This window comes from Methanoculleus sp. DTU007 (genome assembly GCF_001512385.1).
Classification (GTDB): domain Archaea; phylum Halobacteriota; class Methanomicrobia; order Methanomicrobiales; family Methanoculleaceae; genus Methanoculleus; species Methanoculleus thermophilus.
Genome location: NZ_LFRO01000052.1, coordinates 907 through 14,530 on the forward strand (window position 1 = coordinate 907; position 13,624 = coordinate 14,530).

Here is a 13,624-nt window from a genome sequence, read left to right on the forward strand (position 1 = left end):
CCCTCCGGGACCTCTGCAGTCTCGGCCGTGGCGCCGAGGTACTCGGCGGCCTGCTTGACGACGCTAGAGAGCTCGAACGGGAAGATGATCTTCGTCGCCTGGCCTTCGGCCATCTGCTTTAGAGCATCGAGAGAGAGGACCGTGATTGCCCGCTTATCAAGCGGTCGGGCCCCGACCGAGAGGATCCGCAACCCCTGGGCTTCCCCTTGCGCCTGCAGGATACGCGACATCCGCTCGCCCTCGGCCCGGAGGATCTTGCTCTGCCGCTCACCCTCGGCCTCCAGGATGATGCTCTGTCGATGCCCTTCGGACCTGAGGATCGCCGCACGCTTCTCGCCGTCGGCACGAAGGATCGCGGCGCGCCGCTCACGCTCGGCCGCGGTCTGCTCGGTCATCGCCTGCTTGACCGCACCCACCGGGTCGACCTCCTTGATCTCCACCCGCTCGACCTTGACACCCCAGGCATCGGTCTCCCGGTCCAGGATGTCACGGAGACGGGTGTTGATGATGTCCCGGTTGTAGAGGATCTCGTCGAGTTCCATATCGCCGATGATGCCCCTAAGACTCGTCTGCGCCAGCGCCACCGTCGCCGCCCGGTAGTTCGTCACCTCGAAGTAGGCCTTCTCGGGATCGATAACCCGAACGTAAACGATCGCATCCACGTTCGTCGGTGAATTGTCCTTCGTGATCACCTCCTGCCGCGGGACATCCATCACCTCTGTCCGGAGATCGAGTTTCTTGACCACCGTGATCAGCGGGACCACCCACCGGAACCCGGGGTTCATCCTCCCGATGTACCGGCCCAGGCGGATCTGAAGGCCCTGCTCATACGGCTGGATGATCACCACGCCGCGGGCAAAGATGGCGACGATGATGATGATCAGAAAGATTGTAATCAGACCGGTCCACGGAATCTCTCCACCAAAAAGCATCTCATGTAACCTCCCTCACGACAACATGCACCCCTTCGGATCGCACGACGATAACCTTTCGGCCGACCGGGATCACTCCCGATTCAGATCGAGCGCTCCACTCCATGCTCCCGAGCCGCACCTTCCCCGCGAGTGTCTCCGGGTCGACCGGCGCGACCACAGTTCCCTCCAGACCAACGAGTGAGTCCCGCGAGAGGGTCTTTGGTGGTTCGTGGCCGGGCGTGAGACGACCGTAGAGCCATACGGTGATGGAGGCCGCCACGATTGCCGCAAGAACTCCGACAACGAGGGCGATAGGAGAACTGAGAATATCGACACCGAGAAGAAGGAGGATCCCGAGGATGATCAGGACTGTCGCAGGAACCGCAACAAAGAACCCCGGTTGGTAAGCCTCGACCAGGAGCAGCACCGCCCCGAGCACGATGAGAAGCCAGCCGAGAGCGATCCCCTCTACAAGCATGAGGGGGAGTTGACGTTGGGCTATAAAAGTATGCTGAAGGGCCGGCTCAGCCGAGATCCATCACCGGCGTGATCCGGGACGGCACGACCCGCTCAATCTTGAGCGGAACGCCGCCGGGCGTGGCGATCCGGATCAGGAACTTCTCGCCGGGCTCAAGCGGCCGGGAGGGATAGATGACCAGATCGAACCGTTCCCCTGGTTCGAGGAGCGTGTCGTCATCCGCCTCCAGAAACGGGATCGTGTGCCCCATTCGAACAATTGTCCAGTTCCCGGGCCATACCGGCGCACCAGCAGTCCGTTCAAGACGCTCGGCTCCTCCGAGGGTGACGACCTCGACCACGGCACGGCCGATATCGACGCTCCTCATATCACCGATGAAGAGACTGACGCTGCAGGAGACCGCCCCCATCCGTGACGGGTCGGGCCGGTCGCAGAGAAGGTCGACACCGTTGATGGAGCGCTCAGCGAGCGCATACCCGTAGACCCCGCCAGAGAGCATCAGGCATCCTTCATTCTCCTTCACGGCCGAGTAGACAAGGCCCCCCGGTTGATCGAGGGGAGCATTCAGAGCATGAACTACAAGCACAGCAAAGATGACCACCACGATGCAGAGGATCACCCCTTCGAGCACCGAAAGACCGCCGTCTGCCGAATCCATACTGGATCCTCGTCTGCAGGAGATATATACCCCTGCGTTACGCCCCCGGGCCGTACCGGGCGAAGAACGCCGGGGCCCCGAATGAGATCCAGGCACCGGCGACGGCGGCCCGGATGTACTGGAGAGCATACGCGCCAGGAGCGGGATCCGGCGAGATAAGGAGGCCTAGCCCAAACCAGATCGCCCCTATAACCATGATGCCGAAAGCGTAACCCAAGAAGCGAACCGATCCGTCTTCGGCGGAGCAGAGACTCCACCGGTGACGGTCTACGGCAGCGCCTGCTGCAAATCCAAAGAAAAACCCGGATACTGCGAGCGTATCCCAGAGGGAGAGAGGATCGATAGGCTCTCCCGACCGCTCAAGCGCTCCTTCCGACCAGAACGCAGGCACCTCCCAGTCCCCGACGGAAAGAAGAGCGGCAAACGGGATAAGAATAAGGACGATGGAGGCGGCAAACGCCACAAACACCTGCCAGGGAGTGGAGAGCGAGGCGATCCGGCGGGCAACCGGTCTTTCCAGGGTAAGGAACCCGATAAGGATAAGAAAACCGATTATCCAGCCCCCGATAACGTCGGTCGGATAGTGGACCCCAGAGACGATCCGGGACGCGCCGATCAGAAAGATCATCACGAATGCAAAGGCTGATAGCCACCATCTCCGGGCGTCGGCGGCGAGCAAACCCCAGAGCGTCGCAGCACCCAGAGCGTGCCCCGACGGCAGCCCGAACGAGGCCTGGCTCTCGTACGCCCGGATCTCCGGGCTCACCCAGTAGGGGCGGGGGAGATGGAACGCGATCTTGAGAGCCTCATTAAGCCCGCCCGAGATCCCCATGAGGAGACCGAGACGGAGCCCAAGACGCGGGTCCCAGCACCAGTACAGTATCGAGACGACCAGCAGGTAGAACTCAGACCGCCCAAGAAAAGAGAAGACCAGCGCAGGCTCGATGAGCCATGCGGCCTGGGTCTGAAGCATCTCGATGATCGCAATCTGGATATCGGTCATGAGCCGGGTGCATCACCTCAGATATCAACGCTCGCGAGCAGCTGGGGCATCGCCGCTGCAATCCCGTTGATGATGAACTGGATGGCGATAGCAAGGACGATGATCGCCATAAGCTTTGGGACGACCCGCAACCCTGCTTCCCCGATGAGGGCAAAGATCCGGGGTCCGTAGAGCATCCCCACGTATGAGATGCCGAGAGCCACGATGATCCCCGCAAAGACGGCAACCGTGCCGAGAATCCCTTCCGGACCCGAAGCGAGCAGGATCACCGTCGTGATCGTCCCCGGGCCGCACGAGAGCGGAAAGGCCAGCGGGACGATGGAGATGTTCTCCAGGTTCTCGCGCGAGTAGGTCTCACCCTTTGTGCCGAGCATCCCGGTCGCCACACTGACCAGCAGGATACCGCCGGCAATCTGGAACGCCGGGACGGTGATATTGAAGATCGAGAAGACCAGTTGCCCTGTGAGGGCAAAGAAAGCAAGCACGATGAAGGCAATCTTCAGCGAGGTCTCGATGACCCTGGTACGCTCTGCCCGCTCCATCCCCTCGGTGAGCGCCGTGTAAACAGCGATCGTGGAGGCGGGGTTCATAACCGCAGTGATCGACGCGATCGCGACCAGACTAAAACTAAAAAAATTGATGAAATCCGTTATCAGGTCCATACGGGCAGATCACCTTTGAGATTGGCGTATGAGTCGGGGTGTATACGAACCTTACGGTTCACCGTTTGAGCCATTCTCGGGAACATGGACCGCAGGAAACGCATCAAGGAGTTCTCGTGTCAATTCAGCCCCAAGCGAAGGCCGGATAGATTCGAGCCAGAGAAAGAATCCCGCCATGTGAGGCGTCCGCCGGCTCTCGAACTTAAACCCCCCCGTCCGGCTCGGGACCATCTTGAGGTATTCCTTCTTGTTGCGTGTCCGTAAATAAATGATCGGCCGGTACTCTAGAATGTTCACCGCGAGGACAACCTTTGAGAACTGGCTCTGGATAGCATCGGGATCGTATGTCTTTCCTTTGATCCGGATAGGGTACCGCGCATCGAGCATCCTGACGGCGGAGGGATACAACCCGCCGAAGAGGACTTTTTTTACGATCGGCGGGATCTCGTCCGGTGCGCCGAGTTCCCCTACACCCTTCTTCGAGGTGACCGCGGCGATGATGCTCTGCATCCTCTCGTCGTGCAGTTTCTTGTAGTCAAATGGTCGGCGTGGAGGGATATCGTCGATCGATATCAGTTTCTCATGCCGTATCTTGCGGGGCGGGCTTCGTTTGAGGTCCCGGGGGCGGATCAGGGCCTTTAGGTTCTCGCAGGTCGGAGTGGTGAGGAGGACGTTGTCGGGTTCCCGGAGGAGACGGCGGACGACGGCCGTCCGGGAGATGTCGACGGAGGAGATCAGGAGAAACGGGACGGTCGGCTGCCCATAGAGGTAACCGAAGAGTTGCTTTTTGTAGCGGATCTCCGCCTCGAACTCCTTTAGGTCGGCAGGAGAGGTGATGATCTCTCCAAACGTCAGTGCTCCTGTATGGTCGACGAGCACAAGATCGACCTCGGCGAGGTCCTGGCCGTTTCCCCGGACCTTGATATCCCCGATGTTCGAGTAGAACAACCCGTTCTGGCCGAGTTTCGCGCGCCGGACCTTGGACGGCCCGTCGGCGCCGCGGGCCACGACTGAGAGGATAAGGTCGGTCTGCAGCGATAGGTCGAGGATCATCTCATAGGCGATCGCCTCAAACCACCGTCCTTCGGCGGTTCGCATCTCGGGAATATCCTCTGAGAAGAGTTTTTTTCTGTCAGCGGGGCGCAGGTGGCGTAGCGCTCTCATAATGATCGCCCGCGTCGGCTGAAGCGAGCTGAAATTTTTGCCGAGCCACGAAATCATCTGTAACATTCGTTCCACACAGCTTGGGTATTGTTATCGTATTGGGGGACCGGATATGGGTCAGAGCACTTCCTGACAGGAGAGTCTATCATCGAGTGAGTGCTCATAGAGTTTCCGGTCTCCAGAACTATGAAATTACGCATGGTCCCACCCCCCCGCGAGGATCTTCGTTACGCCCGGCCCCACGGTGGACTCCGGGTGAAGCAGGGCCAACCCGGGCAGGAAAAAGAGAGGATTCGGTGCCACGGGGTGAACTTCCGCCCCCGGTGAACTACGTACTCGTAGCGGAACGCCTTGATGACAACCTCTCGCCGATCTCATCGACGCTGACGACCCGGGCAGGGTGGGTTTCGATGAGAGAGCCCGCCCGGTTCCGCCGGAAGTGTCCCACGATCTTGATCAAGACGGGGGTGGCCTGGATCGGGAAACCAAGTACCGCACGGGAAATTGAGAAAATGTCTGCTTCAACGCTCCTCCCTAGCCCCGGCATAAAACCTTTTGATGGCGCAGGGCGATAGATCTTGGAGACAACCATCACCCCACGGGGTTCCGAGGAGAGCATGGGACAGAATAAGATCTATATCATCGGCCACAAGCAGCCCGATACCGATAGTATCTGCAGCGTCATCGGCTACGCCGAGCTTCGCAACCGCGCCGAGCCCGGGAAGTACATCCCCGCCCGATGCGGTGAGGTGAGCCCGGAGACACAGTTCGCGCTCGAGACGTTCAATGTTGAAGCGCCGGTCTATGTCGCGAGCGTCGAGCCCACCGTATCGGATATACCGCTCGATACCCGGAGCGTCCGCCAGGACGTCCCGACGATCGACGTCGCCGCCCTGATGGACACGTACGATATGCGAAACATGCCGATCACGGACGAGAACAACACTCTGGTCGGTCTTGTGAGCGAGTACGGCCTTGCCCGGGCCTATGTCAGAAAGAACCCCCGGGAACAACTCTCGCTCGTTCCGATGCCGCTTGAGACACTCGCCCGTATCCTGGATGCCCAAATAGTCGTCCCGGCGCACGAGATGCTCCAAGAAGGCCGGGTCTACACCGTCATCGACGCCCTGCACGTCACCCTCTCGCGGATGACGCCAAACGACATCGCGATCGTCGGGGACAACGAACCGGCGCAGCTTGCCCTGATATCGGCGGGCGTCGCCGCACTCATCATCGCCGAAGGGGCACCGGTGGGCGAGCGGGTGATCACTGCCGCCCGGGCAAGGGGAGCCTCGATCCTTGTAACGACACTAGATGCATTCAGTGTCGGCAAGATGATCAGCCTCTCTCTACCCGCGAGCATGATCATGGAGACCGATATCCCCATGGTCCGGATGGAGGACTCGCTTGAGTATGCAAAGAGCGTCGTCTCGAACTCCAAGTTCAGGACGGCCTGCGTCGTCGGCGACGGGCAGCAGCACATAGGGCTCATATCCCGGACGACGCTGATGCAGGACGTCCAGAAATCGGTGATCCTCCTCGACCACAACGAGTACTCACAGGCCGTGGACGGGATCGAACAGGCGGACATCCTCGAGATCATCGACCACCACCGGCTCGGAGCAATCTCGACTCTGAAACCGGTGCGGTTCCTCAACGACCCCGTTGGATCGACCTCGACGATCGTCACGAACAAGTTCATCGAGGCCTGCGTGGAGCCCACGCCGTCGACCGCCGGGCTCCTCCTCTCCGGAATCCTCTCGGATACGATGGTGATGAAACTCTCGACGACCACGCCCGCGGACATCCGGGCGGTCGACTACCTCGCGGAGATCACCGGGGTCGACCCTGCCGAGTTCGGGCCGGAACTGATCCGGAAGGGCATGGACCTTGACGCCCTCCCAAAGGAGGAACTCCTCACCCGGGACATGAAGCGCTACAACCTCTTTGGGAAGAGCATCATGGTCTCGCAGGTGATGGCGTCGTCGTTTGCCTTCGCAGAGACCCATGCCGATGAGATCCGGACGGAACTCGAGCACCTGCGGACGACGCTGGGGGTCGATTGCTTCTTTGCCCTCTTCACCAACGTCTTTGCGAACGCAAGCGACCTCTTTGCAGCCGGCGACGAGGCCTGCATCGCCAAACTGGACCTGCGGGACCAGCCCGTTCGACTCGAGGGCGTCATGTCCCGGAAAAAAGATTTTATTCCGAAGTTCGGGCAGATGTTCCGGCAGCTCTAGCCGCCGGAAGGGATCACTCCTTCTTTTTGAGCACCCCGGCAGCATAGCGGGCGAGAGGATAGATGCCATCGGTCGAGGGGTGGACCTCGACGATATCATCAAAGTCGTCGACGGTGATCCCACGCTTCATCAGGTAGCCGAGGTAGGAGAGGAGAGCCGAAGCGCCGGGGGCAGCTGCGGCGGCCCCGATGAGCCGGCCGCTTTCGGGATCGACCCGGACCTGGGCAAACCCTGCCCAGCCGCCGGGAACATCCCAGAACGATCCGGGACCGGCGGGGGCGGGTGCCGAGAGAGTGACGCAGCCGTCGCTGGATCCGGCCGTAGCGAACGCGTAGTCGTAGCGGAGACTCAACGCCTGGGGGATCCCGGAGTAGTCCATGACCGTATCGTTGCCGAGGATGTTCTCGGCCGCAACCACGCCCTCCCGCCGTGCCGCAGGGGTGAGATACGGCGGGCCGATAACATCGCCGGCGGCATAGACTCCCGGCACACTCGTCCGCATCCGTGAATCAACGATAACGGAGCCGTCCGGACGCTTATCAAGGCCCTGGAGCGATTCCGAACGCGGGACGAGCCCGGTGGCAAGTAGGACGGCATCGGCGGCCAGTTCTTCTCCGTCGGCGAGGAGGACCGATCGGACCCGGCTCCCGCCCTCGATACTCCGTGGAGCAGTATGTTCACGGATGCCGACCCCGGCAAGGTCACGCAGCACTGCGGAGCGCATCTTTTGGTCGAGATCGCAGAGCAGCCCGCGCCGGGCGACGATCTCGACGTCCGATCCAAACGCCCGGAATATGTGGGCAAACTCCGCCGCCACCACTCCACCGCCGATGATGACCAGGCGCCGGGGAAGATCGGGCATTGCAGAGAGTGTCTGGTAGGTATAGACGCCCGAGAGGCTGGTGCCGGGGATATCGGGGATTGCCGCGCGCGACCCGGTGGCCGCGAGAACCGCGTCAGCCCGGATCTCCTCGTCGTCGATGAAGACCCGGTCACCCTCCAGCCGGGCCTCGGCGCCGTAGACGATCTCGACTCCCGCCCGGCGGGTCTCGGCTTCGAGGACCGAGGAGAGTTTCTCCTGGATCTCGCTCATCCTCCGTTTGAGCATAGGGTAGGAGAGGGTCGGGACCGAGTCGAGGATACCGAGGTCTTTTTGTGTTTGGGCGTACTCAAGGAGCCTTGCTACGTCGTTTAAGGCACAGACAGTCATGCAGCGATCATGGAGACACTGCCCCCCTATCTTGCGCTGCTCGATGAGCCGGACCTCCTTGCCGGCCTGTGCAAGGCGCATCGCACCGAGCCTTCCCGCGGGTCCGCCGCCGATGACAACGAACATAACCAATCCTTACAGAAATTCGACGCCCTCGTCCATCGGCATCGAGAGAATCTCGCCGGTGAACCCATTGACCTCAACGATCTTACTTCCACCCCGCACCTGCCAGACCGGCACGTAAACCACCTCAAGATCGACTTTGATATCGTTCCGGTCGGGTTTGAGGGTCTTTTCCTCGTAAAAGATCGCATCCCCCTTTTCGTAGCGGAACCGCACCCGCTGGGTGAGTCGATCGACGACATCGCGGATAATCTGCTCCTCCACATCCTCCCGCAGGAGCCGGGCAGGCACTATCTCGGAACCAAACGGGACCGGAATGCGCTTGATGTCCCGGGGATCAATCTCCATCTTGAGCCCGTTGATGGCGTTGATGGCACCGGATCCTTCGGACTCAAAAGATACCAGCCGATCCTTCACCTCACGCTCGCCGGTGCTCGTATAATGGTAATTCCAGTACGGGATGAACCGGCACTTCGCCGACCCGTGCAACCCGGCGATGCCGCAGGCACGCTTTTCGGTGACCTGGAGGGGGAGGTGAGGCAACATGGGCCCCTCCTCCGGCTCCTCTCCCCCGACTGCAGGGGCAGTCTCCTCCGGCCGGGCCTGCTGCACCGGCGCAGCCAGCACAGGATGGTCGAAGTCGAGGACCAGGCTCTCTCCGAGCACCTCCGCAAGAACAGCCTCTCCCGCGTATCGGGCGAACTCTTCCGGACCCCACTGGATGCAGTCCTCTGTCCGAACCGCCGGATTGAGGGTGAAGAGCAGTTTCAGGCAGACCGGGTCTTCATCCCCGGTGTAGAGATGATATGTCATCGAATCAAAGTACTCGATCATCTCAGGGTCATCAGAGCAGAGCACCACCAGAGGGGCCCCGTTTCCAACAGCAGAGAAATCCAGTTCCGGCGGCACCTCGAGGTCCTTGATCTCGTAGGAGGCCGCAGCGAGGATCCGCTTCAGTACGTTCCGGGCTTTTTCCCGGGTCCCACTCTCCATTCATCGTACAATATTGCAGGGAGATAGAACAAGTTTTCCCTTTCAAGCCGGTCCGCAGGATAAAGGTTGTACATGACCGATAATCAAAAGCGACGGGAGATGCCCTGGAAAGGGATTTGGAGATTCAAAGGCATCTATTTACACCGAAACTGAGTGGTGGGAGGTGCCCCTGGCCGCTCACTCGGTCTCCGGTGAGAACCGCCGTGGTTCCGCCAAACTCCAGTCCACCGGATTCTCTATCGATGCACCGCACGCGCCGGCCAGGCAGCATACCTGGGATGCCGACCCGGCATCCGGGGGATACAAAATAGGCAACCCTTTTTCACCTGACAGGCAAGAGATCTGGTAATGCATGTCCCCCTGAAGTTCACCAATCACCGCATCGAGGAGTACGCGCTCAGGGTGACCTACCGCCCGGAGGAAGACTCCGGGATGATCATCTACAACCTCTCGCTCATCGAGAGCCGCGACCTCGAATTTGCGCTTGCCACGATAAAAGAGGCACACCAGGCAGGTATCACCATCAGCGACCGGATCCGAGTCGCAGAGCCGGGGGAGCAGATCGGCGGCTACATCGTGCCCGACGGTCGGCACGCCATCTGCACAATGTGCAGCATCACGCTCGATGCCCTCCTCCTCCAGCGCGGCATCCCGCTCAACCCGATCGGGGGTGGGATCGTCGAGGTCATCGGGAGGGTACCCCAGCGGTTCACGAGCATGATCCTCTACCGCGACACCACGCTCGATCCCCTTGAGGTCCTGATCTCCCAGGAGGCCACATCGATCCTCGGCGTCATGCACCACGGGAGCGGCAACATCCTTGCAAACATACGCGAGTGCCACATGGAGGCAGAATCGCTCATGGAGACGGTGCTCGACGAACTCGCAGCCATAGGGTTCTCCGGCATCCTGGATATCGGCGCCCCGAACGTCCCGCTGCTCGGCGTCCCGGTGAGCCCGCAGTATGTGGGCGTGGCAATCGTCGGGGGCACGAACGCGATGGCGGCCGTACGGGAGGCAGGGCGGCCGGTCGTGACCAAGGCGCTCAAAGGCCTGATCGATATCCGGGATATGGGCTACCTGGACGATTACTGACCCGTAGCCCTCGCCCATTCCGTGACGCTGGTGATGTGCCGCCGAACAAACGAGACAAGCCCCGCGGACTCCGAGTAGAGGGCCGAAGGCTGCTCGTCGCTCGACCCCGTCCTCGTCCAGAGGAGCGCCCGGGCATTGTCCACCAGGAAGACACCAGAACCCTCGTAGGGTAGCGGTTTTCCGGGTACAGAACAGGTCTCGCGCAGTTTGGCGAGGGGAAGGCCATGAACCCTGAATCGGAACGGCTGCTCGCCCTCCCAGCACTCGGTGATGATATCGATCTGCGCGGAGTCGGGGACCGTATCCAGCAGTGCGAGGACACCCTCACGGAGGAGGTCCCATGTCGCGAGCACCTCCACACTCCGTTCTGCGCTCTGAAACATCTCGGCAAGGTGGGTTCTGATGTTCTCCTCGCCATAGATGGTCCAGACCAGTTCCCGGTTGCCGCGCCCCTCCCGCTCTTTCTCCCGATAGATCGTATCAAGGGCAGCCCGGGCGCTCTCCGCATCTCTCTCGATCCGGATCATCAGGTTGCGGACTCCACGGTCAGGCGGGACCGCATCGAACCGCTTTGGCGTGGTGTGGGAGACGTTGACCAGTTCCTTCTGGATAAGCCTATCGAGGACCGGGTAGACAGAAGCGCGTGGAACCCCGGAGGCCTCATGGATCTCTGTTGCGGTTGCACCGGTCATTCTGAGTAGTCCAATGTATACAAGGGCCTCATATCTTGTAAGACCCAGAGATTTCAGAGATTCAACCAGATCGTTTGGAACACCCCAGGCTGTCCTCATGCCATTAAACATATACGTTCAAACAATAAATGTTGTTGCTAAAATAACAACAAGGTGAAGAGATGCGTTGGCACTACATTCCGGTATTGATGCTTCTGCTGGCGTTCCTGGCCATGCCGGGCGCGGCGCAGGGCGTTAAATACCTCTACGGGAGTCCAGATCTATCAGCAACGATTGCCGGTACGAATGAGTTCGCACCGGGCGCTGAGACCGGTCTGACCGTTGTCATATCAAACAGCGGCCTGAATACTCACAAGATCGTCGGATCATCACTCGTCACCCCCGATGATCAGCCGAATACTGCAAAACTGGTCACTGCAGCGCTCAAGAGCGGGGATGCCCCATTCACCATCAAGACCGATCCGCAGTTCTTAAGCGACATCAGGGGCGGCGCCGCCGCGACCGCCACCTTCAACGTGAAGGTGAAAGACTCTGCAGAGCCGGGCACCTACGTGCTGCCCCTTGAGTTGACCTACACGTATCTGCGCGAGGCGGAAGAGTACGGAAGCGACCTTCTCCGGTACAATTACCAGAAGAAGACCGTGACCCTGCCACTTGAGGTGCGGGTGACACCCGATCTCCAGGTCGAGGTCCTCGATATACGCACCGAGTCGCTGAATGTCGGCACGGAGGGCTACGTCTACCTGACCCTGCGGAACGCCGGGCACGATACTGCGAACAACGCTATCGCGAAGATCACAAGAAACGGCGCAAGCCCGCTCATTCCCACCGACGGCAGCGCTTATATCGGGAGGTTCGAGCCCGGAGATACGGTTGATGTAAAGTTCAAGGTATCGGTCGCAAACAGCGCCGAACCGCAGTCCTATCCGCTCGATGTCGCGGTCACCTACGAGGACTACGAAGGGGACACCGTAACCTCCCGGTCGACAACGATCGGTCTGCCCGTCGGCGGCAAGATCGCCTTTGAGATAGTCTCACCGAAATTGACCCTCAGTCCGGGCAGCAAGGGAGTCCTCGAGGTTACGTACAAGAACACCGGAGACGCACCGGTCTACAACGCACAGGCCCGGATCAGTGCCGTCGATCCTTTCACCAGCAGTGACGACACCGCCTACCTCGGCGACCTTGCCCCGGGTGAGACCGCGACGGCACGGTTCGAGGTGAACATCGATGGTGACGCCACCGTGAAAGAGTACGGTATCGACTCCGAGATCCGTTACCGCGACGCTCTCGACAACAGCAAGATCTCGGACACCATGAAGGTGACCGTCGCGCTCAAACCGCGGGAAGGCACTATATTTACAAATCCGGTCTTCCTGATCGTTATTGCGGCTGTCATCATCGGAGCTGGGTATTATATATTTGTGTACCGTAAGAAGAGGTGATGAACGGGTACTGGAACGGGCCTAAACCGGAGCCGCAGGTGAGAACGATCGAAGAGATGCGAGAGGTTCTTGCTGACCCCGGCTGCACCTCCGATCAACCCCTCTATTTTATGTACCGGGATCTCGCCAGAAACGAGAGCGATCGGGAGTGGCTCCGGCAGCACCACGTCCGTTACGATATCACCGTCATTCCTGCCCGGACCCTCTGCGGGGAATATGTCAAGACAAAGGGGCACTACCATACCGAGAACCCTGCAGGGGCACCTTACCCGGAGATCTACGAGGTGCTTTTGGGGACCGGGCACTTCCTCCTCCAGACCAGGAACGCCGACGATGTGGTGATGATCGAGGGCACCCCCGGTGACAAGATCCTGATCCCGCCGGGATACGGCCATGTGACCATCAATCCGGGGACGGAGGATCTCGTGATGGCAAACCTCGTCTCATCGGAGTTCGCAAGCGACTACGGTCCCTATGCAGACCTGCAGGGCGCCGCCTACTACGAGATGGAGGGTGGAGCGCTCGTGAAGAACCCGCGCTATCCCGATGCTCCCCCGGTGCGTTACTGCAGCCCGGTGGAGGTCCCTGATCTTGGGATCGAGAAGGGAGTCGGGCTCTACGACCTGATCGGGCGGCCCCGGTCGGTCGCGTTCTTAAACCACCCCGAGCAGTTTGCGGAGATCTTCGCCGACGTGACCGGCGGATGCCTGGTGATGAGGTAGAGGGAAAACGGACGGTTTTCCCATCCTCCATTAATCCAATTTAGTTGCCGCCCGGAGATCCCAGATGTTCTGGATTTGAGAATAGTGCTCTGAGTGATGTTCTTCAGTTTTAGGATTGTTAAGCCTGGTAGTACATTTACATCTCAAATTTGACCCCTTTGACGACATGATGAACCCCGTGCACGGATTTCATGGGGATATCACAAATGGGGGTGGGGTTTCAGG

General features: G+C 60.2%; 13 protein-coding genes. 4 read left to right on the forward strand and 9 right to left on the reverse strand.

The features are described 5' to 3' along the window. The 6 genes from ACI94_RS05925 to ACI94_RS05950 form a co-directional block, all read right to left on the reverse strand. Window positions 1-932, reverse strand: a 932-nt coding sequence (locus ACI94_RS05925) for an SPFH domain-containing protein (RefSeq protein WP_273259203.1), incomplete at its 3' end; no start/stop codon positions are given. Between the two features lies 1 nt (window position 933). Beyond that, the gene (locus ACI94_RS05930; RefSeq protein ID WP_066957428.1) at window positions 934-1,392 is read right to left on the reverse strand and encodes an NfeD family protein; all 459 of its coding nucleotides are present in this window, start codon (window positions 1,390-1,392) and stop codon (window positions 934-936) included. Between the two features lie 46 nt (window positions 1,393-1,438). After that, on the reverse strand, window positions 1,439-2,050 hold the full coding sequence (locus ACI94_RS05935) for a hypothetical protein (protein ID WP_066957430.1): 612 nt from the start codon (window positions 2,048-2,050) through the stop codon (window positions 1,439-1,441). 37 nt (window positions 2,051-2,087) lie between these two features. Beyond that, window positions 2,088-3,053: a phosphatase PAP2 family protein gene (locus ACI94_RS05940; RefSeq protein WP_066957431.1), complete on the reverse strand. Its 966-nt coding sequence runs from the start codon at window positions 3,051-3,053 to the stop codon at window positions 2,088-2,090. 17 nt (window positions 3,054-3,070) lie between these two features. Beyond that, a complete protein-coding gene (locus ACI94_RS05945) occupies window positions 3,071-3,715 on the reverse strand; it encodes a MarC family protein (protein ID WP_066957433.1) in 645 nt (214 codons plus the stop codon). A gap of 51 nt (window positions 3,716-3,766) precedes the next feature. Continuing rightward, complete coding sequence (locus ACI94_RS05950; RefSeq protein WP_286681205.1) at window positions 3,767-4,945, reverse strand: hypothetical protein; 1,179 nt, start codon at window positions 4,943-4,945, stop codon at window positions 3,767-3,769. Between the two features lie 551 nt (window positions 4,946-5,496). On the opposite strand from ACI94_RS05950, the gene ACI94_RS05955 reads away from it, so the two are divergent. Then, window positions 5,497-7,119 carry a putative manganese-dependent inorganic diphosphatase gene (locus ACI94_RS05955; RefSeq protein WP_066957743.1) on the forward strand — a complete coding sequence of 541 codons (1,623 nt, stop codon included), beginning with the start codon at window positions 5,497-5,499 and terminating at the stop codon, window positions 7,117-7,119. A 13-nt stretch (window positions 7,120-7,132) separates the two neighbouring features. Here the strand turns inward: ACI94_RS05955 and ACI94_RS05960 are convergent, their stop codons facing one another. Next, on the reverse strand, window positions 7,133-8,455 hold the full coding sequence (locus ACI94_RS05960; protein WP_066957438.1) for an NAD(P)/FAD-dependent oxidoreductase: 1,323 nt from the start codon (window positions 8,453-8,455) through the stop codon (window positions 7,133-7,135). Between the two features lie 9 nt (window positions 8,456-8,464). Beyond that, the gene (locus tag ACI94_RS05965; protein ID WP_066957440.1) at window positions 8,465-9,445 is read right to left on the reverse strand and encodes a hypothetical protein; all 981 of its coding nucleotides are present in this window, start codon (window positions 9,443-9,445) and stop codon (window positions 8,465-8,467) included. Window positions 9,446-9,793: 348 nt separating this feature from the next. On the opposite strand from ACI94_RS05965, the gene ACI94_RS05970 reads away from it, so the two are divergent. Beyond that, window positions 9,794-10,540, forward strand: coding sequence for a DUF128 domain-containing protein (locus ACI94_RS05970; RefSeq protein ID WP_066957442.1), 747 nt, complete (start codon window positions 9,794-9,796; stop codon window positions 10,538-10,540). Here ACI94_RS05970 and ACI94_RS05975 read toward each other — a convergent pair. Continuing rightward, window positions 10,534-11,343 (reverse strand): helix-turn-helix domain-containing protein, encoded by an 810-nt coding sequence (locus tag ACI94_RS05975; RefSeq protein WP_353743245.1) that lies wholly within the window; start codon window positions 11,341-11,343, stop codon window positions 10,534-10,536. The two genes, ACI94_RS05970 and ACI94_RS05975, sit on opposite strands and share 7 nt — an antisense overlap. 50 nt (window positions 11,344-11,393) lie before the next feature. Here ACI94_RS05975 and ACI94_RS05980 point away from each other — a divergent pair, with 50 nt between their 5' ends. Together ACI94_RS05980 and ACI94_RS05985 are read left to right on the forward strand one after the other, a co-directional pair. After that, window positions 11,394-12,677, forward strand: coding sequence for a COG1361 S-layer family protein (locus ACI94_RS05980; RefSeq protein ID WP_066957445.1), 1,284 nt, complete (start codon window positions 11,394-11,396; stop codon window positions 12,675-12,677). Next, window positions 12,677-13,399 carry a glucose-6-phosphate isomerase family protein gene (locus ACI94_RS05985; RefSeq protein ID WP_066957447.1) on the forward strand — a complete coding sequence of 241 codons (723 nt, stop codon included), beginning with the start codon at window positions 12,677-12,679 and terminating at the stop codon, window positions 13,397-13,399. The genes ACI94_RS05980 and ACI94_RS05985 overlap by 1 nt, the downstream gene beginning before the upstream one ends. The last annotated feature ends 225 nt before the right edge of the window (window positions 13,400-13,624 follow it).